Source organism: Paraburkholderia sp. CNPSo 3076, assembly GCF_026343935.1.
Taxonomy (GTDB): domain Bacteria; phylum Pseudomonadota; class Gammaproteobacteria; order Burkholderiales; family Burkholderiaceae; genus Paraburkholderia; species Paraburkholderia nodosa.
On the sequence record NZ_JAPMAL010000023.1, the window covers coordinates 121,087 to 143,008 of the forward strand.

Annotated in this window: 21 protein-coding genes; 7 read left to right on the forward strand and 14 right to left on the reverse strand. The window is 67.0% G+C overall.

The features are described from left to right. Window positions 1-195 precede the first annotated feature (195 nt). Both gshA and M3A49_RS26110 read left to right on the forward strand, forming a co-directional pair. The gene (gene gshA, locus M3A49_RS26105) at window positions 196-1,818 is read left to right on the forward strand and encodes a glutamate--cysteine ligase (RefSeq protein ID WP_266231617.1); all 1,623 of its coding nucleotides are present in this window, start codon (window positions 196-198) and stop codon (window positions 1,816-1,818) included. Between the two features lie 221 nt (window positions 1,819-2,039). Next, entirely contained in the window at window positions 2,040-2,522 is a 483-nt protein-coding gene (locus M3A49_RS26110) for a hypothetical protein (RefSeq protein WP_028203256.1), read from the forward strand. Between the two features lie 72 nt (window positions 2,523-2,594). On the opposite strand, the gene M3A49_RS26115 is transcribed toward M3A49_RS26110, so the two are convergent. From M3A49_RS26115 to M3A49_RS26125, 3 genes are all read right to left on the reverse strand, one after another. After that, complete coding sequence (locus M3A49_RS26115) at window positions 2,595-4,151, reverse strand: DHA2 family efflux MFS transporter permease subunit (protein ID WP_266231618.1); 1,557 nt, start codon at window positions 4,149-4,151, stop codon at window positions 2,595-2,597. A gap of 149 nt (window positions 4,152-4,300) precedes the next feature. Further along, entirely contained in the window at window positions 4,301-4,825 is a 525-nt protein-coding gene (locus M3A49_RS26120) for a MarR family winged helix-turn-helix transcriptional regulator (RefSeq protein ID WP_266231619.1), read from the reverse strand. 59 nt (window positions 4,826-4,884) lie between these two features. After that, window positions 4,885-5,025, reverse strand: a complete 141-nt coding sequence (locus M3A49_RS26125) for a hypothetical protein (protein ID WP_266231620.1) — start codon at window positions 5,023-5,025, stop codon at window positions 4,885-4,887. Window positions 5,026-5,052: 27 nt separating this feature from the next. Between M3A49_RS26125 and M3A49_RS26130 the strand changes: the two genes are divergently transcribed. Further along, window positions 5,053-5,391 carry a hypothetical protein gene (locus tag M3A49_RS26130; protein WP_266231621.1) on the forward strand — a complete coding sequence of 113 codons (339 nt, stop codon included), beginning with the start codon at window positions 5,053-5,055 and terminating at the stop codon, window positions 5,389-5,391. A gap of 161 nt (window positions 5,392-5,552) precedes the next feature. After that, complete coding sequence (locus tag M3A49_RS26135) at window positions 5,553-7,148, forward strand: efflux transporter outer membrane subunit (protein WP_266231622.1); 1,596 nt, start codon at window positions 5,553-5,555, stop codon at window positions 7,146-7,148. A gap of 49 nt (window positions 7,149-7,197) precedes the next feature. Here the strand turns inward: M3A49_RS26135 and M3A49_RS26140 are convergent, their stop codons facing one another. Genes M3A49_RS26140 through gspG form a run of 8 tightly spaced genes read right to left on the reverse strand, consistent with a single transcriptional unit; the run spans window position 7,198 to window position 13,217 of the window. Then, the gene (locus M3A49_RS26140) at window positions 7,198-7,977 is read right to left on the reverse strand and encodes a type II secretion system protein N (protein ID WP_266231623.1); all 780 of its coding nucleotides are present in this window, start codon (window positions 7,975-7,977) and stop codon (window positions 7,198-7,200) included. A 55-nt stretch (window positions 7,978-8,032) separates the two neighbouring features. Then, entirely contained in the window at window positions 8,033-8,572 is a 540-nt protein-coding gene (locus M3A49_RS26145) for a type II secretion system protein M (RefSeq protein ID WP_266231624.1), read from the reverse strand. Further along, window positions 8,548-9,933, reverse strand: a complete 1,386-nt coding sequence (gspL, locus tag M3A49_RS26150) for a type II secretion system protein GspL (protein WP_266231625.1) — start codon at window positions 9,931-9,933, stop codon at window positions 8,548-8,550. Before gspL ends, M3A49_RS26145 begins: the two co-directional genes overlap by 25 nt. 34 nt (window positions 9,934-9,967) lie before the next feature. Continuing rightward, window positions 9,968-11,098 (reverse strand): type II secretion system minor pseudopilin GspK, encoded by a 1,131-nt coding sequence (gene gspK, locus M3A49_RS26155; protein ID WP_266231626.1) that lies wholly within the window; start codon window positions 11,096-11,098, stop codon window positions 9,968-9,970. Beyond that, window positions 11,095-11,778, reverse strand: coding sequence for a PulJ/GspJ family protein (locus tag M3A49_RS26160; protein WP_266231627.1), 684 nt, complete (start codon window positions 11,776-11,778; stop codon window positions 11,095-11,097). Before M3A49_RS26160 ends, gspK begins: the two co-directional genes overlap by 4 nt. Beyond that, a complete protein-coding gene (gene gspI / locus M3A49_RS26165) occupies window positions 11,756-12,184 on the reverse strand; it encodes a type II secretion system minor pseudopilin GspI (protein WP_266231638.1) in 429 nt (142 codons plus the stop codon). The genes M3A49_RS26160 and gspI overlap by 23 nt, the downstream gene beginning before the upstream one ends. A 13-nt stretch (window positions 12,185-12,197) precedes the next feature. After that, entirely contained in the window at window positions 12,198-12,731 is a 534-nt protein-coding gene (locus M3A49_RS26170) for a GspH/FimT family pseudopilin (RefSeq protein ID WP_266231628.1), read from the reverse strand. 21 nt (window positions 12,732-12,752) lie between these two features. Continuing rightward, window positions 12,753-13,217 (reverse strand): type II secretion system major pseudopilin GspG, encoded by a 465-nt coding sequence (gene gspG, locus M3A49_RS26175; protein ID WP_302056945.1) that lies wholly within the window; start codon window positions 13,215-13,217, stop codon window positions 12,753-12,755. A 211-nt stretch (window positions 13,218-13,428) separates the two neighbouring features. Between gspG and M3A49_RS26180 the strand changes: the two genes are divergently transcribed. Further along, complete coding sequence (locus tag M3A49_RS26180) at window positions 13,429-13,842, forward strand: general secretion pathway protein GspC (protein ID WP_266231629.1); 414 nt, start codon at window positions 13,429-13,431, stop codon at window positions 13,840-13,842. Between the two features lie 45 nt (window positions 13,843-13,887). Here the strand turns inward: M3A49_RS26180 and gspF are convergent, their stop codons facing one another. The 3 genes from gspF to gspD are packed head-to-tail and all read right to left on the reverse strand — an operon-like array spanning window position 13,888 to window position 18,993. Continuing rightward, window positions 13,888-15,105: a type II secretion system inner membrane protein GspF gene (gene gspF / locus M3A49_RS26185; RefSeq protein ID WP_028203270.1), complete on the reverse strand. Its 1,218-nt coding sequence runs from the start codon at window positions 15,103-15,105 to the stop codon at window positions 13,888-13,890. 58 nt (window positions 15,106-15,163) lie between these two features. Beyond that, window positions 15,164-16,660 (reverse strand): type II secretion system ATPase GspE, encoded by a 1,497-nt coding sequence (gspE, locus tag M3A49_RS26190; protein ID WP_266231630.1) that lies wholly within the window; start codon window positions 16,658-16,660, stop codon window positions 15,164-15,166. After that, window positions 16,657-18,993, reverse strand: a complete 2,337-nt coding sequence (gene gspD, locus M3A49_RS26195) for a type II secretion system secretin GspD (protein WP_266231631.1) — start codon at window positions 18,991-18,993, stop codon at window positions 16,657-16,659. Before gspD ends, gspE begins: the two co-directional genes overlap by 4 nt. 553 nt (window positions 18,994-19,546) lie before the next feature. On the opposite strand from gspD, the gene M3A49_RS26200 reads away from it, so the two are divergent. After that, window positions 19,547-19,993: a lytic transglycosylase domain-containing protein gene (locus M3A49_RS26200; protein WP_028203273.1), complete on the forward strand. Its 447-nt coding sequence runs from the start codon at window positions 19,547-19,549 to the stop codon at window positions 19,991-19,993. A gap of 177 nt (window positions 19,994-20,170) precedes the next feature. Further along, window positions 20,171-21,541, forward strand: a complete 1,371-nt coding sequence (locus M3A49_RS26205; protein WP_266231632.1) for a GTP-binding protein — start codon at window positions 20,171-20,173, stop codon at window positions 21,539-21,541. Window positions 21,542-21,922 lie beyond the last annotated feature (381 nt).

Genomic DNA, 21,922 nt, shown 5'->3' on the forward strand with positions numbered 1-21,922 from the left:
AAGGCAGCGGCAGGCAACGGGGTGCCATCACCGCGAGAAGCACGCGCCGACAGGCCAAAACCCCGCCCGAGGCAGGCCCAAGCAGGTCTTTCGGCGAGATGTTAAAGTGCCCGCTACCGAAAAGAATCCCGGCCGGCGAATGTTAGCAGCACTGCGCGCAGCACTGCGCCGCCGGCCCGAGCCCGACTTGCCTCAATGCCAGACACGACATCTACACGCACGAACGACGTTCTCGCGCAGCGCCTTTCCGTGCTGGGCGACGGGCCACATCGCGGCGCGCTCACGCGCGGTCTGCGCGGCATCGAGAAGGAGAGCCTGCGCGTGACGCGCGACGGCCGTCTCGCCATGACGCCGCACGCGGCAGCGCTCGGTTCGGCGCTCACGCATCCGTCGCTGACCACCGACTATTCGGAAGCGCTGATCGAGATCATCACGCCCGCCGAGCCCGACGCGTCGATCACGCTCGCGAAGCTCGACGAGCTGCATCGCTACGTCTATGCGGTACTCGCGCGTGACGGCGAGATGCTCTGGAACGAATCGATGCCGGGCCTCCTGCCCGACACCGACGACGGCATTCCCATCGCGCGCTATGGCAGCTCGAACATCGGCCGCCTCAAGTACGTGTACCGCATGGGCCTCGCGTTGCGCTACGGCCGCACGATGCAGTGCATTGCCGGCATCCACTACAACTATTCGCTGAGCGACGAAGTGTGGCGCGTGCTGCATGCGCATCATCAGTCCACGGCCTCGTTCACCGACTATCAGTCGGAGCGCTACCTCGCGCTGATCCGCAATTTCCGCCGCACGAACTGGCTGCTCATGTACCTGTTCGGCGCTTCGCCCGCGCTCGACGCACGCTTCCTGCGCGGCCGCGAGCACAAGCTCGAAGCGTTCGACGCCGACACGCTCTATCTGCCGTACGCGACGAGCCTGCGCATGAGCGATCTCGGCTACTCGAACACGACGGGCCAGTCCGCCTTGCGCGCCGATTACGACACGCTGGCAGGCTATCTCGACGCGCTCGCGCAGGCTGTGAGCCAGCCGTATCCGCCCTACGAGGCGATCGGCACGCATCGCGACGGCGAGTGGGTGCAGATCAACACGAACGTGCTGCAGATCGAGAACGAGTTCTACTCAACGATTCGCCCCAAGCGCATCACGCATCCGGGCGAGCGGCCGCTGCATGCGCTCGCCGCGCGCGGTGTGCAGTACGTTGAGGTGCGCTGCATGGACATCGATCCGTTCGAGCCGACCGGCATCTCGCTCGAAACCGCACGGTTTCTCGACGCCTACCTGCTCGCCTGCGCGCTCGATGAAAGCCCGTTCCTGCCTGCCGACGCCTACGCCGAATCGAATGAAAACTTTGGCCTGGTGACGAAAGAAGGGCGCCGCCCGGGTCTCGCGCTCAAGCGCGACGGCAAGGACGTGCCGATGCACGAGTGGGCCGAAGCGCTGTTCGAAAAGATCGGCCACGCAGCCGCCGTACTCGACGCGGCGCACGGCAGCGACGCGCATACGCGCTCGCTCGCGGCACAACGCGCGAAGCTGGCCGACCCGTCGCTCACGCCGTCGGCGCGCGTGCTGCAAACCATGCGCGATAGCAAGCAGTCCTTCCTGCAATTTGCACGCGCACAAAGCGAGCACCACGCGACGCAATTCCTCGCGCGTCCGCTCGATGCCGCGGCTACGGCCGAATTCGAAACGCTCGCGCGCGAATCGCTCGCCGAGCAGGCGCAACTCGAGCACGACGAAGTCGGCTCGTTCGACGCATTCGTCGCCGCCTATCGCGCTTATACGCTCAATCGCTTCAGCGTCTGAGCCGCGCGCCGGTGCGCCGCTGCGGCGCACCCCCATCCCATCGAGGTTTGTCCCGGGCACCGCATTTGCTCGCAACGTCAGCGTGCAGATGCGGTCCAACCAGGGTAGGCGCCGCGTTCCCGAACCGCGCGCGGACGACGCGCGACGGACGACCGAAACTGAAAACACCAAAAAAGCACGGGCCGCGCGCAATGCGGCTCACTCTGGGAGGAATCCACGCGATGAAACGAATTCTTGCGATCCTGCTGTGCGCGACGGCTGCGGCCTGCGCGTCGCGCGGGCAGGTCAATCCCGACGTCATGCAGATCGCAACCGCGCCGCTCACCTGTTCGAACAAGGCGGAATGCGATCTCTGGTGGCAACGCGCCCAGGACTGGGTGCGCAGTCATTCGAAGTACGAAGTGCAGACCGTGACCGACACGTTGATCCAGACGTCGGGCCCGGGCGGCGGCCGGCGTCTGCTCGCCTATGAAATCACGAAGTCCGCCAACAATGACGGCACGGCCACGATCGGCTTCGCCGCGCATTGCGACAGTTCGCTCGGCTGCAAGCCCAACCCGTGGTCGGCGGGCGCGGCGTTCAAGCAGTACGTGCGAACCGGCGTCGATGCGCCGATTCCCGGCGACACGACCACGGGCGCAGGCGGCGACACGGCTGGCGTGAGCGGCGCAGCCGTGGCCGAGCCGGCTTCGAGCGCGCATTGATCGCGCGTGGCCCTGACCGCGCTGGGCGTGGTTCGCACCGGCGCGCGCTCAGGGCGGCCTTTCGCGGGACCGTCAATGACCCATTGCCGGTCCCGCGCCTTTTTTCGGCTTCGTCACCCATACCAGCAGGGCCAGCACGACAAACATCACGCAGGAAATGCGGAAGAAGTCGTTGGTCGCCATCATGTAGCCTTGCGTCGTCACGACGTCGTTGAGCTTGGCGGTCAGGCTTTGACCTGCGAAACCGAGGTTCGCGAGCGCGTCCTTGTAGGCGACGGTATTCGGCGAGTACTGGGTCACCGATTCCGACAGCACGGCATGGTGATAGATGGCGGCGTCTTCCCAGAACGTCGTGCTCACCGCCGTGCCGATCGCACCCGAAAGCGTACGCAGAAAGTTCGAGAGGCCCGCGGCGCTCGCGAGCCGCTCGTCGGGAATGCTCGAGAGCGTGATGGTCGTCATCGGCACGAAGAAGCAGGCCACGCCGATACCCTGCACGAGACGCGGCAGGATCACGTGGTCGAACGGCACGTCGAGTGTGAACGTCGAATTCCAGAGCGAGACGAGCGCGAACACGACAAAGGCGAAGCTCGCGACCATGCGCAGATCGAGCCGGTGCATGTTGCGCCCGATGAGCGGCGAGAGCACGAGCGCGAGCAGGCCCACCGGCGCGGTGGCCAGACCCGCGAGGCCCGCCGTGTAGCCCATGACGGTCTGCAGCCAGAGCGGGAAAATCACCACCGAGCCGAAGAAGGCCATGAAGCCGAATGAGATGATCATCGCGCCGAGCGCGAAATTGCGGTCGCGAAAGAGCGAGAGGTCGACCACGGGTTCTTTTTCCGTCGCCTCCCACGCGAGCATGAACGCGAGCGCGACCACCGCGATGATGGCGAGCGTGACGATGAACGTCGAGTTGAACCAGTCGCGGTCCTTGCCGAGGTCGAGCACCATCTGCAGGCACGACACGCCGATCACGAGGAGCGCGAGGCCCACGGCGTCGATGCGCTGCTTCGTCGTCTTCGTCTCGCGGCCGCGCAGCAGCAGGTACGCACAGATGCCCGAAAAGACGCCGATCGGCACGTTGATATAGAAGATCCACGGCCACGTGTAGTTGTCGGTGATCCAGCCGCCCATCACCGGTCCGAAGATGGGCGCGACGATCACGGTCATCGCCCAGAGCCCGAGCGCAAGCCCGCGTTTGGCAGGCGGGTAGGAGCGCATGAGGATGGTCTGCGAAAGTGGGACCATCGGCCCGGAAACGAGCCCTTGGACGAGACGGAACGCAATGAGCGTTTCGAAGTTGGTGGCGAAGCCGCAGGCAGCCGAGGCCAGCGTGAACAGCAGCACGGAGAGCGTGAAGAGGCGCACTTCGCCTACGCGGCGCGCGAGCCATCCGGTGAGCGGCACGGCGATCGCCGAGGCGACCGAATACGAGGAGATGACCCACGTGCCTTCGCTGTTGGCGACACCCAGGTTTCCCGAGATGGTCGGCACCGCCACGTTGGCGATCGAGGTGTCCAGCACCTCCATGAAGGTCCCGAGCGCGAGCCCGACTGTGAGGAGCGCGAGCGTGCCGCCGGAAAACGGTGCGGGTTCGGCCTGCGCGGGCACCGCGGGAGAAGCTGCCATGTTCCGTGTCCTTGTTGGGTCGGCCGTTGCCGCTGCCCCCGGGAGCAGCGCACGGCAGCCTGTTATTTCGTGTCTGTGCATTTTCTGCCCAGACAGTGATTGGATCAAACTACGCCACGTGTTGCGCTGCCGCGCAGCGTGCGGCGTTGCTAGTCGCCGTCTTCCTGCGCCGGCGCTTCTGCGTCCTTGCCGGTGCCGTCCATCGATCCGCAGAGCGGTGTGGTCGAGCCGTCATTGGCAATGAAGCGCTGCAGCAAATGAACCAGCGTCGCGACTTCTTCGGGCGAGAAGCCGCGCAGCTGCTCGGACATCTCAGCGGCGATCAGGTCGGGCAATTGCTGCGCCGCCGCGCGTCCCTGATCCGTCAGTGCGAGTTCCACGACCCGGCGGTCCGCCTGGCTGCGCTGCCGCTCGAGAAAGCCCTTTTTCTCCAGCCGGTCGAGCATGCGCGTCATGGAGCCGGTGTCGTACGAGAGCGCGCGCGACATCTCATTCGGCGTGCTGGCGCGCTCGAACCACAATAAAAGGATCACACCAATTTGCGACGATGTGAGTCCAAGCGGCGCAACCGCACGATCGATACGCCCGGCCAGCACGTTGCGCGCGGTCGAAAGGAAATAGCCGAGACTTGGCTCGACGCCCAGACTGGCCGGGACGAAAGGACCATCGCTCATGGCAGTTCGCTTTGCAGCATCTCAAAAAACGAGCCGATTATAACGGGTTATTTCGCTGCTCAGGCAGATAAATCGGTCGCCGGGTTGCCAATGCTCGGCTGCGGCGATCGGCGCGTAAAAACAACAGTCATATTGATGCGCTGCAAAGTATGTTGTGATTTGATTGCATAGTCAATATTATGACAGGCAACCAGTTTCATTCTCCTACGCCCACCCGTTTCCGCATCATGCTTTTCCTGATCAACGCGCTTGGCGGCCTTGGCCGCTCCGTCACCGACACCGCCCGCCTCGCTTTCGCGAAGACCGGTGAATCGTCGCGCTGGCGCAAACTCGCGTTGTATGCGGCCATGTTCGCGCTGCCGGGCGGATCGATCGCGGTGGTGGCCGTGGTGTGGGCGCAGCGTCGGCGCGCGCAGCCCGAACCCGCCGCGGCAAGCGCTGTCGTGCCGGCCACGCCCGCGACCGCAACGGCAGCAACGGCAGTAACACCAGCAGCGGATGCGCCCGTGTGCGGTGGCGGCCAGCTCGCCTGCCGCGCACCGAAGCGCCGCCGTAACGACGCGTAACCTGCGCGCCTCACGCCGTAACACCCGCCAACCCTTCCAACGCGTAAGCTTTCGGATTCCGTGTAATGACTAGCGCGTGCGCTACCATTGCCGCAACGCGACAACCCCGTGCGCGCCCGGCCGCCTGAGCGCGCGCCGGTTGCATCGACAGGAATCCTTGCATGCCTTGCCGTTTCGTCCGCTCCGGCGCGACCGCTGGATCCGCCGGGTCCGTGGCGCGCCGCGCGCCCAAGCCGCTTTCCATCCTGACGCTGTGCGCGGCTGCCGCGCTTACCTTCCAGTTGAGTGGCTGCGCCGTCGGCCCCGACTATCATCGGCCCAGCGCCGCCGTGCCCGCTTCGTTCAAGGAAGCGCCCGAGGGCTGGAAGGTCGCGCAACCCGCCGATACCGCCGACCGCGGCGCGTGGTGGCTGATCTACGACGACGCGCAGCTCAATGCGCTAATGGACCAGCTCAACACCAGCAACCAGACGGTCGCGCAAAATGCCGCCGCCTACCGCCAGGCGCGGGCGCTCGTGGGCGAGGCGCGGGCGGCGTACTTCCCTGTGATCAGCGGTTCGTTCGCCGGCACGCGCTCGTACACGCCCACGCGCGTGTCCAACTCGAGCGGCGGATTGTCGAGCGGCAGCATCAACAACAACGTCAACCTGGGGCTCGACGCCACCTGGGAACCCGATCTCTGGGGCAAGGTGAGCCGCACGGTCAGCTCGCAGGAGGCGAGCCAGCAGGGCGCCGCGGCCGATCTCGCGAACGCGCGACTGTCGGCCCAGGCCACGCTCGCGCAGACTTACTTCACGTTGCGCTCGCTCGACGCGCAGCAGAAGCTGCTCGACGACACGGTCGGCGCGTACCAGAAGTCGCTGCAGCTCACGCAGAATCAGTACGCCCAGGGCGTGGCGGGCCGCGCCGACGTGATCCAGGCGCAAACCCAGCTGCAATCCGCCCAGGCTTCCGCGATCGACAACGGTGTGGCGCGCGCCCAGGACGAGCATGCGATCGCCGTGCTGGTCGGCCAGCCCGCCTCGACGTTCTCGATCCCGCCGTCGCCGCTCGCCGCCACGCCGCCCACGGTGCCGCTCGCCATGCCTTCGGCGCTGCTCGAGCGCCGGCCCGACATCGCCTCGGCCGAGCGCAAGGCGGCGTCCGCCAATGAGCAGATCGGCGTCGCCATCGCGGCGTACTTCCCCACGCTCACGCTGTCCGCGAGCGGCGGCTTCGAAAGCTCGGTGATGTCGCAGCTGTTGCAGATGCCGTCGCGCTTCTGGACGCTCGGGCCCTCGCTTGCCGGCACGATCTTCGACGCCGGGCTGCGCAAGGCCCAGACCGAGGCCGCGCGCGCCGCCTACGACCAGCAGGTGGCCACGTACCGGCAAACGGTGCTGGCTGCGTTCCAGGATGTGGAGGACAACCTCGCTTCGCAGCGCATCCTCGGGCAAGAGGTCGTCGTGCAGCAGCAGGCGGTGGAGTCGGCGCAGCATGCGCTCGCGATCGTGACGAACGAGTACAAGGCGGGCACGACCGATTTCCAGAACGTGCTTTCCGCGCAGGCCACGGCCTTTACCGCGCAGCAAAAGCTCGTGAGCATCGGCGGGCAGCGCATGGTGTCGTCGGTGGGGCTCGTGAAGGCGCTGGGCGGCGGCTGGGATGCCTCGCAGATGGATCGCGAGACGGGCAGCGTGGCCGCGCCGGCAGTGGCTTCAGCACCTTCGTCCCCAGCGGCAGCGACGACGGCTACGCCGGCCGCACAGCCGCAGTAATGCGTACGCGCGCGCCCGCGCAGGCGGGCGCACGCTCAGACTACGAACCTCAGCGCATGAAGGTCAGCGCGACGGTTCCCGGCCCGACCGGCCGGCCCAGCAGATTCAGCAGGCCCGCCAGGTTGTCGCGCTGATCCGGCGCCGCGCTCGCGGTGCCCTGGAACGACGCCGACGCACGCGAGAACGCGCCGCGCCCCTCGAGCATCAGCGGTCCCTTTTGCGTCGAGAGATCGAGCGTCGACGTCGCCCCTTGCGCCTGCAACACCACCTGATACGTGCCGAGCGGCTTCACGAGCGAAACGCGCGAGCTCATATCGGCGAGCGAGACGGTCAGTCGTCCGAACGCATCCGTGCCGAACACGCGCAACGGGCTCCACGCGAGCCGCACCTTGCCGTCCAGATCGAGCGTGTTGAAAGGCGCGCCTAGACCCGCGAGCAGCGACGCCGGCACGGCGATCGTGCCCGCGCTCACGTTCGCGCCGCGCATTGACGCATCCACCGTGACCGCGTCGGGCATCGCCTCGGTCTGCAGCATTTCCATGCGCACGCGCGCGACGAAAAGCGGCCAGAATGCCGTACGCCAGACGATGCGCCCCGGCAGCAGCGTCGCGCCGCGTGCGTCCTGGCCCGCGGCCAGCATCAGCGTGGCGGAGCCGTGCCAGAGCGAACCTTCCGGGTCGATCAGATTCACGTGCCCCTGGGTCGCGCGCGCGAACTGCGGCGCGATCCAGGCCGCGGGCAGGCGGGCGAGCAGCACGACAGCGCTCGACAGCAGGCCCACGATCAGCCAGGGCAACGCGGCGCGCAGGCGCCGCATCCAGTAACTCATTGCTTATTTCTCCGGCGATTCTCATTGCGCGCTTTTCGATGCGCGCTTTTTCTTTTTAATGCGTATTCGCCGGTTGCAGCGAGGCTGTCAAGTCGACCTGGCCATCGGCCTTCAGCGCGGTGATGTGCGCCTCGACCACCTGCACCTTGAACTGCTTGCGCACGTCGTCGAGCCACGCGGCCCACGCCGGAAACGACGCGTTCTTCATCTGCACCTGCACCGTCGCGCCGATCAGTTGAATCTGCGCGCCCGTGAGCGCGTGATCCGCGAGCGAGGCGGTGAGCGCGTCCTTGAGCGCCTGGCCGCCCGGCGCCACGCTCGCAGCGGCGGCAGCCAGCGAGCGCGCCTCGTCGGCCTCGGCTGTCATCTGCGCGAGTCCGCGCTGCAGGCCGGGCAAGCTCTCACGCAGGCGCGCGCGGCCGTCGGCGGCGGGCTGCCACAGCACCGACCAGCCGATCGCGAGCGCAAGCACCGCGCCACCCCACGTGAGCAGCGTCTTTTCGCGCGTCGAACGCGCCTCCCAGAAGTTCGTCCAGGCCTCGGCCCACGCGCCGCTCACAGCCGTTGTCTTCACGATGCGCTCCTGATGGTCCATTTGCCCGTGCTGGCATCCACCGTGCCCGCAAGGCCGTTGCCCGCGAGGCGTTTCACGAGATCGGCGTCGACGTCGACGCCTGGCTTGAAGGTCACGTCCAGACGCCGGTCGTGATAGTCGAGGGCCGCGATGGCGTTCGCGGGCACCGGACCAAGCGAGCGCGCGAGGCCGTCGGAGAGCGCGAGGAAGTCGTCGGGCGAAGGCTCGCCCGCGGCCAGGCGCAACTGCTGCAACTGGCGCGCCATCTGTCCGGCGGGATCGAGCACGACGGTCGTCTTCGGGAACGCGTTGAGCAGCAGCTCGGTCATCTGCGCGTTGATCGCGTCGCGCTGGCGCGCCATCATGAGCCACTGGATATTCGCGCCGACGACCGCCACGACGAGCGACGCCGCCACGAGCACGATCGGCACCCGCAGACGGCGCAGCGTCGCGCGGTCGAGCCGCCACGGCTGCGAGGCGAACTCGAACTGGCAGAGGTCGAAGCGGCAGGCGAGCGCGCGGCGCGCGAGCGCCTCGAACGTGAGCGTCTGCGCGCCCGGCAACGCGGCGGCCAGCGACGCGCGCGCGGCGGCGCTCACGGGCTCGCCCGGCAGATTGGTGAGGACGTAGCCCGAAACCGGCGCGCCACCCGCGAGCGCGATGACGGTGGCAGCGACGCTCGCGGCGGGCACCGCGAAGCCCTCGGCGAGCGCGCCGCGCACGATCGCGAGTTCGAGCGCCGCTTGCGCCGTGGCGGCCGCGGGCTCGGGCGCGACGCCGGGCAGCAGCGTGGGCGCGGTCGCGACGACATGGCCGAGCACGCACGCGGTCACGGGTTCGAGCGCGGGCGTCGCGGGAGCCGCGGCGTCGGGCGCTGCGGTCGGCTCTGCGGGCTCGGCTGGTTCGGTCACCTGAACCTCTTGAACCGCTTCCACCGCCTGCGCGGCCGGCAGGCAGCGCGCCACGGGCACAGCGCGCAGATTGCGGTGCCCCGCGGCGGTAAAGCCTTCCAGCAGATAGCGGAACCAGCCGCGATCGATGGCCGCCACCACCTGGCGGCCGTCGGCCAGGCGCTTGGGATCGAGCGCTAGATGGCAGGTCTGCGCGTCCTGGATCAGATGATCCTCGACCACGTTCGGCAGCGCCTGACGCAGCCGCGGCCCCTTGAGCGGCGGCACGGTGGCGGCGAGCGTGAGCAGGTCGCGCGCGGCGATCATCAGGATGGTGGCCGAGGCCTTCGGCAGCAGCCCGAGCGCCGAACGGCCCGCGCGCTGCGTGTTGCCCGTCTTGTCGAGCAGCACGAACGGCAGCTCCGGCAGCTGCCATTCCTGCGAGTGGACCGCCGGGTCGCGGGGCGGCATGAGAACGATCAGCGTGCTCAAACGCACCTCTTTTCGATGTTGATCGGGGACGGATTCATGGTTCGTCGCGAACGCGCACGATGCGCGTCGTATGAGTGAGCGGGTCGCGCCAGACAAGCGTCGTGCGGTCCACCTCGGCGCGCTCGTGCTGCACGCGCCCATGTATCAGAAAATAACTCGTGTTGACGTCGATCTGCGTGGTGTCGATCGAGGCTTGCTTCACGCCCACGCCTTCGAGCGCGAGCTGCACGTCGCTCACGTTGCGGAAAAACACGCTCTGGCGACGCGCGACGAGCGCCTGTGCGTTCGACAGGCTCATGCCCGTCACGACGGAGGCGATCACCTCGGCGCTCGCCGTGTTCATGTTCACGGGCGTCACGGTGGGCAGGATCGTCACGAACGGGCGCAGCCGCGCGACGGCGTCGGGCGTGAAGCCTGGCACGTCGAGCAGCGAATCGACGCTCGTCATCAGGAGCGGCGCGACGCCGCTGTTATTGTCGGAATCGGAGAGGCCGGGGTTGTCCGTGTAGTTGCCGCCGCCAGTCGTTCCGCCGCCTGCGAGCACCTCGGTTTGCGAGGTGCCGCTCGTCGTGGCGGTTTGCGTCTGGAAGCGCGTTGCCGAGTAGGCGAGGCCCGAGCGCAGATACACCGCGGTGTTCTTGGCGAGTTGCTGGTCGATGCCGAGAATCTGCATCAGGCGCGCGAACGCTTCGATCTCTGTGAGATTCAGCTGCAGCGAGCCCGGCGCGCTGCTCGCCACCAGATCGCGCAGATTGAAACGCGCCTGGGCGTCTTCGATCGAACCCGAGAGCCAGGTGTCCGCGCCCTGTTGCGCGCGCGCGTCGCCGATCTGGCCGAGAAAGTCGGACAGGCGCGTCCTCGCGAGCGGCACGCCCCACGCGCCGCCGAGATACGTGATGCCCGCCGACGTATCCGCTTCGGAGCGCAGCACGAGGCGCGTCCAGTCGAGCGAGGCGCGCGCAATCCATTGCGCCTGTGCGAGCAGCCGCTGATTTTCGATGCGGCGCAACTGCACCTGCTGGCGCCACAACATGCCCGAGACGAGGATCGCCGACAGCGCCACAACAAGCAGCGCGCTGATGATGGCCGCGCCGCGCCGCGCGCGCGTACAGCGGCTGGATCGTCGGAATCGTCCGGCGGAGATTCGTTGTGTGCGCAACGTCATTCCCCCACCATGAATACGCGGGTCACCGGCCGCTCGAGCGAATGCGAACCCACGCTCACCTGCACGCCCGTCACCGCGCGCGGCAGCGGCGCGTTGCCGAGCTGCGGCACCTTGAGATCATCGTTGTTGCCGCTCACCTGCGAGCGCACGTCCTGCATGTTCGCCGTCCAGCCCGTCTTCGGCACGTACAGGCGCGCGTTGATGACGTCCACGCCGCTCATCATCGGCAACGCGCCCCAGTTGTCGCCTTCGCCGCCGCGCAGTGCGCGCCGCAACTCGCCGAGATTGGCGAGCGGGGGCGACGCATAGCGCACCACCTGGCCGCCCGACACGCGGTAACGCACCACTTGCAGGCGCGGCGCCGCGCCCGGCGGCACCGCGAATGCGCGCACGATCTGCAGCGCGCCGCCGTCGAGCGAGATGGCGACGCCGCCCGCTTCGTCATCGGAGGTCGCTTCGCGCAAGTCGATGCGCATCTGGTCGAACATCTGCGCGAACACGCGTTCCTCTGCCATCGAGCGCGTGATGGTTTCGCGCCCGCGCATGATCTCGTCGAGGCCGCGCCACGAGAGGATCGCCACCACAGCCATGATGGCGATCGCCACGAGCAGCTCGATCAGCGTGAAGCCGCGCGCTGACGAGGCGCCGCGCGCGCGGTCACAACGAGCGGTTCGTCTCATTGGCGAGCACCGTGACGAGTTGCGCGAGATTGCCGGAACGGCCGGGCGTCGTCACCGACACCTCGACGCGGCGGAAGACGGGGTTGGGCGTCGTCGCGACTTGCTGTGTGCAGGTCAGCCGCAGATTGCCCTGCGAGCAGTCGAAGCTGCTCTCGCCAAGGTCCGGCCACGCGTGCGCGAGACGCAGTTGCGCGAGCGTGTTGTCCGCACTCCAGCCCGCGAGCAGGCGGTCGTGCAGATCGGCTTCGCTCGCGGCGAGGCTGCCCACGGCGCGCAGCGAAGCGGCCAGCGCAATCGCGATGATTGCGAGCGCAACCAATACCTCGATCATCGTGAAGCCGCGCTCACGCACCGGACGAGCCGGACGAACCACGCGAGCGCTCTGGCCGCGCTTTCTCCCACGCATCGAGAGCCGCATCTCAGCGCACCTCGAAGCGGCCAGTGCCGGTGCCGACGATCGTCGCGCGTCCGGCTGCCGAGAAGAGCGTGACCTGCACCGGCACGTCCACGGCTTCGGTGCCGAAGATGAGCCGGTTGGCCTGCGTGTCGTCGCTGCCGGGGTAGGTGATCGCCACGCCGGTCACGCCGCCTTCCCAGTGGCGCGGTCCGAGCAGATCGTCGCGCAGCGGACGCCAGCCGTCCTCGGTATGGACGTCGAAGCGGAACCCGCCCGCGAGCGGCTGCCACGCAATGGGCCGGGCACGCACCTGCGCCTCGTCGCCCGCCGATTCGAACAGGAGCGCGAGCCGCTGCGCTTCTTCGTTCAGGTCGGTGCGCGGATTGCGCGTGAGCGTGAGCGAAGCGAGCGAGATGAGAATCCCCGCGATCAGCAGCACCACGAGCATTTCGAGCAGCGTGAAGCCCGCCGCGCGCGAACGCATGCCCGCGCGTGAGGTGCGCGCGGTGCGTGGCGATCGGCGGTCCCGGCAAGGGACAAGGCGGCTCGGTTGCATGGATGCGGCGTGGCGGACGACTTACTGCCAGGACCCGACGTCGGCGTCGTTGCCTTCGCCGCCGGGTTTGCCGTCGGCGCCGTAACTGAATACGTCGATCTCGCCGTGCACGCCCGGGTTCAGGTACTGGTACGCGTTACCCCACGGGTCATTGGGCAGACGCTCCAGATAGCCGCCGTCCTTCCAGTTGTTCGGCACGGGGTCGGTCGTCGGCTTTTGCACGAGTGCCTGCAGCCCCTGGTCCTGGGTCGGATAGCGGCCGTTGTCGAGGCGATAGAGCTTCATTGCCTGCATGATCGTGCCGATGTCCTGGCGCGCGGCGACGCGGCGCGCTTCATCGGGACGGCTCATGATCTTCGGCACGATCAACGCGGCCAGAATGCCGAGAATCGCGATCACGACCATGATTTCGATGAGCGTGAAGCCGCGTTGGCGGCGCGCGCGCGTGACTTCGATTTCGGCACGGCGTTTGGCCCACATGGACATGAGTTCTTTCCTCCCTCGCTAGATATGGTTGCGGTGCACGCCTGTGCGCCGCGCTTCGTCCCGCCTGCGATCGACCCCGCCGCTCGAATCGGCCGGGTCCTTGCACGCATGACGGGTCATTGTAATGTCACACGATGACGCCTTTCCGACGCCTTGCGGGCATGGCAAACGCGTACATCAAAAATTTCATAAACCTTCGTACAATGAGCGCATGAGCCCACTGCAAATCCGCCTTCTTTCCCTCGCCGCGTTTGCGGTGTTCTGCGCCACGGCCACGTGGTGGACGATCACCCTCGTCACCAACCGCGCGGCCCCGGTGCAGGCCGCCGCCGCGCGGGCGCCGGTTTCGCTCGACCAGGCCGGCACGCCGTTCGGCGGCAGGCTCGAGCGCAACCCCGTGCAGGACATTCACCTGTTCGGCATCCTCTCGCTCGCGCAGGGCGCGGCAGCCATCGTCAGCGTGGGCGGTGAACCGCCGCGAGCCATTTCGCTCGGCGGCCCGATCGACCAGAACTCCAAACTCTTCGAAGTGCGCCCCCGCTCGATCGTCATCGACCGGCACGGCGTGCACTCCGAAATCTTCCTGCCGCCCAACGCAGCCGGTCCCACCATCTACGTGCGCTGAGTTCCGCGCGCCCGGCTTCCTGCGACTTCGTGCAGTTCGTACGCCTCACTGCACGAGGTTGTTCAGCTCGATGATCGGCAGCATCACCGCGAGCACGATCACGAGCACCACCCCCCCCATCGCCAGGATCAGCAGCGGTTCGAGCAGGCTCGTGAGGAACATCGTGCGCCGCTCGAGTTCACGCGCCTCGCCTTCGGCCGCGCGGTCGAGCATGGTCGTCACGTCACCGGTCGCCTCGCCCGAACGGATCAGGTGCACGAGCACGGGCGGAAACGTCTTCGTGTTGCCCAGCGCGCGAGACAGCGACGTGCCTTCGCGCACGCGCACGATAGCTTCGTCGATGTTCGTGCGCATCGCCTTGTTCGAGAGCGTTTCGCCGGCCGCCTGCAGCGCGCGCAGGATCGGCACGCCTGCCGCACTCAGAATGCCGAGCGTGCTCGCGAAGCGCACGGTGTTGTAGCCGCGCACGAGCTTGCCCGCGAGCGGCGCAGTGAGCATCCAGCGATCGAACGCGAGGCGGGGGCCTGGCCGGCGCAAGGTCGAGCGCACGATCCAGGCCACCACAGCCACGGCGATCAGCACCGCCCACCACCACTGCCGCACGAACCCCGAGAGCGCCATCATCACGATGGTGAGCAAGGGCAGTTGCTGCTTCGTGCTCGCGAACACGTTCACCACTTGCGGCACCACGTAGCTGAGCAGGAACGTGACGATGCCGAACGCGATGATCGTGACGATCGTCGGGTACGTGAAGGCGAGCACGATCTTCTGCTTGAGCGCGTTGCGCTGCTCGATGTAGTCGGCGAGGCGCGACAGCACGATGCCGAGCTTGCCGGTGTGCTCGCCCGCGGCCACGAGCGCACGGTAGATGTCCGGGAAATCGCGCGGATGCTGCTCGAGTGCGCTGGCGAGCGAATGGCCGCCGAGCACCTCGGCGCGAATGGCCGCCATCAGTTCACGGATGTAGTCGCGCTCGGACTGCTCGGTGAGCACCGCAAGCGCCTCGCCGAGCGGCAGGCCCGCCACCAGCAGGCTCGCGAGCTGGCGCGTGAGGATCGCCTGCTCGCGCTGCGAGAGCTTGCGCCCGAGCGCGAGCCGCTGCTGGCGCGCGCCGCGCGTGCGGCTCGCGGCGGGTTCGACCACGAGCGGCGTGAGGCCCTGGCCGCGCAGCAGCGCGCGCGCGCCGCGTGCACTGTCCGCGTCGAGCACGCCTTTTTGCGCTTTGCCCGTGGCGTCGATGGCTTCGAAGCGAAATGCCGGCATGTTGCTGATCGCCCTCGCTTTTATTGAGAATCCATCTGGTGGTTCATCGTGCGGCCCATCATGCGCCGCCCGTCACGCGCAGCACTTCCTCGAGCGACGTCCTGCCCGCTTCGACCCAGCGCTCGCCGTCTTCACGCAGCGTGCGCATGCCTTGTGCGCGGCCGGCCGCGAAGATCTCCGCATCGGCGGCGTTGCGGTGGATGAGCGCGCGAATCGGCTCGTCGATGAGCAGCAGTTCGTACACGCCGCGCCGCCCCGCGTAACCCGAATGGCCGCAGCGATCGCAGCCCACCGGATGCCAGCGCTTTCTGCCGTCGTCTTCCACGCGTTCTTCCTTGCACACGGGGCAGAGCTGGCGCACGAGGCGCTGCGCGAGCACGCCGAGCAGCGACGATGCGAGCAGATACGGCTCGACGCCCATGTCGGTCAGACGCGTCACTGCCGAGGCGGCGTCGTTGGTGTGCAGCGTGGCGAGCACGAGGTGGCCCGTGAGCGACGCCTGCACGGCGATCTGCGCAGTTTCGAGGTCGCGGATTTCACCGATCATGATGATGTCCGGATCCTGACGCAGGATCGAGCGCAACGCGCGCGCAAACGTCATGCCGATGCGCTCGTTCACCTGCGTTTGCCCGATACCCGAGAGGTCGTACTCAATCGGGTCTTCCACGGTCATGATGTTGGTCGTGGCCGTTTCGAGCCGCGACATCGACGCGTAGAGCGTGGTCGTCTTGCCCGAGCCCGTCGGGCCGGTCACGAGCACGATGCCGTGCGGCTTTGCGATCAGCTGGTCGAACTTGCCGAGCGTGTCGCCGGCCATGCCGAGCGCTTCGAGGTTCAGGCGCTGCGCGTCTTTTTCGAGCAGACGCAGCACTGCGCGCTCGCCGTGGCCCGTGGGCAGCGTGGAAACGCGCACGTCCACCGGACGCCCGCCCACGCGCAGCGTGATGCGGCCGTCCTGCGGCAGTCGTTTCTCGGCGATGTCGAGCTGCGCCATGATCTTGATACGCGAGATCAGCGCGCCGTGCAGCGCCTTCTTCGGGCGCACGACGTCACGCAGCGTGCCGTCCACGCGAAAGCGCACGACCGAGGCATTCTCGAACGGCTCGATATGTATGTCCGATGCCTGCTCGCGCGCGGCCTGCGTGAGGAGCGCGTTGATCATGCGGATGATCGGCGCGTCGTCTTCGGACTCCAGCAGGTCTTCCACTTCGGGAATGTCCTGCATGAGGCGCGAGAGATCGACTTCGCCTTCCACTTCGCCCACCACCTGCGCGGCGCTGCCGTCCTGACGCGCGTACGCCTGGTTGATGGCCTGCGTGAGTTCGTCGGCCGGCACGCGCACGAGCGCGAACGCGCCGAAGTTGCGCGCGACCTCGGCGATGGCAGCCTGCGAGGTGCGCTCGCTGATCCACACTTCGAGGCCTTCGGCGCGCTGCTGGGCGACCAGAATCTGGCCGCTGCGCGCAAAGCCGTACGGCACGAGCCGAGCGGCCAGCGGCGAGGGCGGCTCGCGGTCCGCACCGTCAGTCGCCGCAGGCGCGTGCGGCGTGCTCACGGCTGCACCCGCGTCGTGGCAGGCGCCGCCTGTTGCACCGGCGTGGTTTCCACCGGCGCCGTCTGCACGGGTGCAGCGGGCTGCATTTGCACGGCGCTTGCCGGATTTGCGGGAGCCGCGGGCTGCACGCCCAGCGCCTGTTGACGCCGCATCTGGTCGAGATCGAACAGGTTCAGCACGGAGCCACCCTGGCTCGGGCCCACCGGCATCGGCGGCACGACCGGGTCGTCGCGATCCTTGATCAGGTTGTTGTCGGACTTGTATGCGCCCGTCACGCCCTGGATATAGTCGTAGCGATTCGACGTGACCGCCTGCGCCGTGTCGCGGTCGCTGATGATCACCGGACGCAGGAACACCATCAGGTTGGTCTTCTGGCGCGTCTTGTTTTCCGAGCGGAACAGCTGGCCGATCCACGGAATGTCGCCGAGCAGCGGCACCTTGCTGTTGGCGACCTGGTAGTTGTCCTGCATCAGGCCGCCGAGCACGATGATCTCGCCGTTGTCGGCCAGCACGGTCGACTGGATCGAACGCTTGGTGAACTCAGGGCCGGCCGGATTGGTCGTCGCGTTGGTCGTGCCCGTCACGATCGCCGAGTCTTCCGTGTACAGCTGCAGCTTCAGGATGCCGCCGTCGGTGATCTGCGGCTTGATGTGCAGCGTCAAGCCCACGTCCACACGATCGTAGGTGTTGAACGCCGTGCTCGCCGTGCCGCTCGTGAGGTTCGAATACGAACCCGTCTGGATCGGCACGTTCGTACCGACGACGATCTTCGCTTCCTGGTTGTCGAGCGTGATGAGGTTAGGCGTGGACAGCACGTTGGCGTCGGCGGTTTGCGAGAGCGCCTGCAGCAACGCGCCAAGCCCCTGCACGCCGAAGATGTTCTTGATCCAGCCGACATTCAGGCCCTGCTGGAGGCCTTGCGAGCCGAGCGCGTTGGCGAGGCCGCCGGTACTCGCGGCCGCTGCCGCTGCCGCCGTCAGGTTGACGATGCTGTTGCCGCTGCCCGTCGCGAGATTGGTGCCCGCGTAGACGTTGCCGCTCGCCACCTGCCACTGAATGCCCAGGTTGGCGTTGGTGGTCGAGTTCAGCTCGACGATCAGCGCCTCGATATAGACCTGCGCGCGCCGCGCATCGAGCTGGTTGATCACGGCGCGCAGGTTGCGGTACACCGCGTCCGGCGCCGTGATGATCAGCGAGTTGGTCGCCGCGTCGGCCTGGATCATGCCGCCCGGCTGGTTCTCGTCGCCCTTGTCCTTGTCGCCGCCGAGGAACGGGGCTTCGTTGCTGCCGCTGCCACCGCTGCCGTACGAACTGCCCCCGCCCAGCGAACTGCCCGACGACGTACCGCCGCCAAGCGAGCTCGACGGCAGCGGCGGCGTGCCGGAGGTGCCCGTCGACATGCCGCCGCCGCCGCCGCTGCTGCCGGCCTGGTTGAAGCCGTTCGCGTTGCCGGACGACGACGTATCGTTGCCGCCCTTGCCGAGCATGCCGCGCAGCGTCTTGGCAAGCTGCGTGGCGTCGGCGTTGCGCAGCGGCACGACGTGAATGTTGCCCGGCATGCTGGTCGGCGCGTCGAGCTGCTTCGAGAGCTGGACCGCGGAGGCCAGGCGTTGCGTGTTCGAGGCGCGCAGCATCAGCGAGTTGGTACGCGGGTCGGCGATGACCGACACCTTCAGCGAAGGGTCCGAGGCGCCGATCGCACCCGGGTCGAGCATCTTCGCGATTTGCGGCGCGATGTCGAGCGCATTGGCGTTGTGCAGCGTCACCACCTGGACCTGCTGGCCGGCGGCCGAGTCCACACCGGCGATGATCGAGGCGATGCGGCGCACGTTGTCCGCATAGTCGGTCACGATGAGCGTGTTGTTTGCCGGGTAGGCAGCAATGGTGTTGTTCGGCGAGATGAGCGGGCGCAACACCGGCAGCAGGTTGTTCGCCGACTCGTGCCGCAGCGTGAACACCTGGGTCACCACCTGGTCGCCACGCGCGGTGGGCGCATTGCCCACATAGGTGGGCACGCCCTGCAGCTTGGCGTCGGCTTCCGGCACGACCTTCAGGACGCCGTGATCCTGCACGAGCGCGAAGCCTTGCATGCGCAGCGCCGACTGCAGGGTCTTGAGCGCCTGGTCTTCAGGTACGGGGTTCTCGGAGACGAGATTGAGCTGCCCCTTCACGCGGGGATCGACGATGATCGTTTTGCCGGTGGCGGCGCCAATTGCCTTCGCCACCTGGTCTATGTCGGCGTTGACAAAATTGAGCGTGACCTGCGCATAGGCAAGCTGTGCCGTAATGAGTCCGCTCACGAGCAGCGCCGTGGCGACGCGACGCAAAGCCATACGATTTCTTCTCATGGGTGTCTTATCGAAGCCAGCGGCAGACGCGCGCGGCTATTCGTCCTCGACGTACGGCTGTGGGGCCGACTCGCCTGTGCTTTCCTGACTAGTGCCGGCGCCGGCTCTCCTCAGCCCGGGCGTCCGTTAGTCAACAAAAGATGGAACAGTAGCAGTTTTTCGTGTCGAATTTGTCACAAAAAATGGCTCTCCGGGGAATTCTTCTAATCGCCGAGCCGCGCCAGCCGGTAATCCCAAGCTGTTTGTAAGCATGCATGCCTCATGAGCTGGCGCGCGCGGACTTCGATTGACTCGAAGCGCCACGTCTAGTCTGAGCAGCCAGCTTGACGCGTCATCGGTGACCGGTATCATACGAGCGGCCCGAAGGATGGCCAACGCACGTTTCCCCCGTCTCTGTGTGGGAATTCCCGCATTGCGCGCCAGAAATCAGGCCGGCCAGCGAGAGATTGCGTCATTCTTCAGGCTGCGCCGTTCGCCTCTTTGCTTGCCCTTTGATTGCCCTTTGTTTGCCTTTTTGTCAGCTTCCGCGCGAGTCGCCATGCCAAACGTCTGGTCCGCTACGCTTGCCGCCGCCGTGGTGCTCGTCACCGCGAGCGTCAGCACGCTCGCGCACGCCGACTGTTTCGACGAGGCCGCGCGCTACCAGAAGGTCAATCCGCTGATCCTGCGCGCCATTGCCTGGCAGGAGTCGCACAACCGGCCCGACGCAGTACACAGGAATGCGAACGGTTCGATCGACTACGGCGTCATGCAGATCAATTCCGTGCATCTGCCCGTGCTCTCGCAGTACGGCATTTCGCAAAGCACGCTCATGGAGCCGTGCAAGAACGTCTATATCGCCGCGTGGCATCTGCGCCAGAAGATGAACAAGTACGGCAACACGTGGGCTGCCATCGGCGCTTACCATTCCGAAACGCCGACGCTGCGCGACCAGTACGCGCAGCAAATCGCCGACATTCTGCGCAAGTGGCATCTCATGCAATAGCACGCTTGAACGCGTGCTGAGTGCTCCCAGCGTGCTTGCGCCCTGAATGCGGCGGCACGCGTGTCCTGCGCGACGCGCGTGCATGGTGCAAAATGCTGGCTGGCGCCGCAGCCTTACGAGAATTTCGATCCTTTCGCGCGGCGCGCCTCCCGACTCACTTTCTGCACCACAACTGCGATGAACCAGCCGCCACTGCCCGTCACCGTGCTCTCGGGTTTTCTGGGCGCGGGCAAGACCACGCTGCTCAACCATATCCTGTCGAACCGCGCGGGCCTGCGCGTGGCGGTGATCGTCAACGACCTCGCCTCGGTGAACATCGACGCCGCGCTCGTGCGCGACGCCTCGGCGCTCTCGCGCGTGGAAGAGCGCGTGGTCGAAATGTCGAACGGCTGCATTTGCTGCACGCTGCGCGACGACCTGCTCACCGAGATCCAGCGTCTAGCCGACCCGGCGCGCGCCGGCCAGCGTTTCGACGCCATCGTGATCGAATCGACGGGCGTGGCCGAGCCCATGCCGATCGCGGAGACCTTGACGTTCGCCGCCGACGACGGCGTCGCGCTCGACGCGTTCGCGCGTCTCGACACGATGGTCACCGTCGTCGACGCATTCAACTTCCTGCGCGACTACGCGAGCGCCGACCAGCTCGCGCAGCGCGGGGTGGCGGCGAGCGAGGAAGACGACCGCGCGATCGTGGAACTGCTCGTCGATCAGGTGGAGTTCTGCGACGTGCTCGTGCTGAACAAGGCCGACCTCGTGAGCGACGACGAACTCGCGCGCCTGCAGCACATTCTCGCGCGCATCAATCCGCGCGCGGTGCAGGTGGTGAGCCGCTTCGGCAACGTGCCGCTCGAGGAAGTGATCGATACCGGCCGCTTCGATTTCGATGCGGCGTCGAGCGCGCCGGGCTGGCTCGCGTCGCTGCACGACCATGACCAGTGCGATGACCCGGCGCATTGCCACGATCCAGCGCATACGCATGCGCCGCGCAGCGAAGCCGACGAGTACGGCATCAGCAACTTCGTCTATCGCGCGCGCCGCCCGTTTCATCCCGAGCGCTTCTGGGCGCTGCTCAACCAGGAGTGGAAGGGCGTGCTGCGCTCGAAGGGCTTCTTCTGGCTCGCCACACGCAACGACGTGACGGGCACGCTTTCGCAGGCGGGCGGCGTGTGTCGTCACGGTCCCGCGGGCACGTGGTGGGCGGCGCTGCCGCGCGAGGAATGGCCGCAGGACGCCGAACTCGAAAAGGAAATCGCCGCCGACTGGCAGGGCGATCTCGACGACCCCAGCGTCGGCGACCGCCGCCAGGAGCTGGTGATGATCGGCGTCGATCTCGACCGCGACGCGTGGCGCGCGAAGCTCGATGCGTGCCTTCTCAACGATGCGGAATACGCGGCAGGCCCCGAAGCCTGGCTGGGCTACGCCGACCCGTTCCCGTGCTGGGAGCTCGACGACGACGATCACGATCATGATCACGATCATGATCACGACGATCACGACGATCACGACGATCACGACGATCACGACGAAATCGTCCACCGTCCCGACTGACCCGAACGACGCGCTCAACGAACAACGGCGCCGCAAAAATGCGGCGCCGTTTGTTTTTGCGCCCGCGATGCACGAATCGCGCAGGCGATCGGGATAGGGGCAGGCCTCGCGGCCCGACCCCTCCCACACCACCGTGCGTACGGGTCCGTACACGGCGGTTCGGATCGGTTGATCGGCTAGGGACCAAGCAATGGGAGCCCGAGAGAACGTAAGTACCCGTTTGACAGGGCGAGGTTCACTGCAGGGCTGTGACTGAGCCGCCACGCGCTGTGCGGTGCTCCGGCGGTTTGGGCGGCAAGATTGCGTTTCACGCCACGGGCAATGAGTTCCTCGAATCGAGTCCGGCCACGTTTCCATTGCTTCCAGAAGTAGCAACGAATG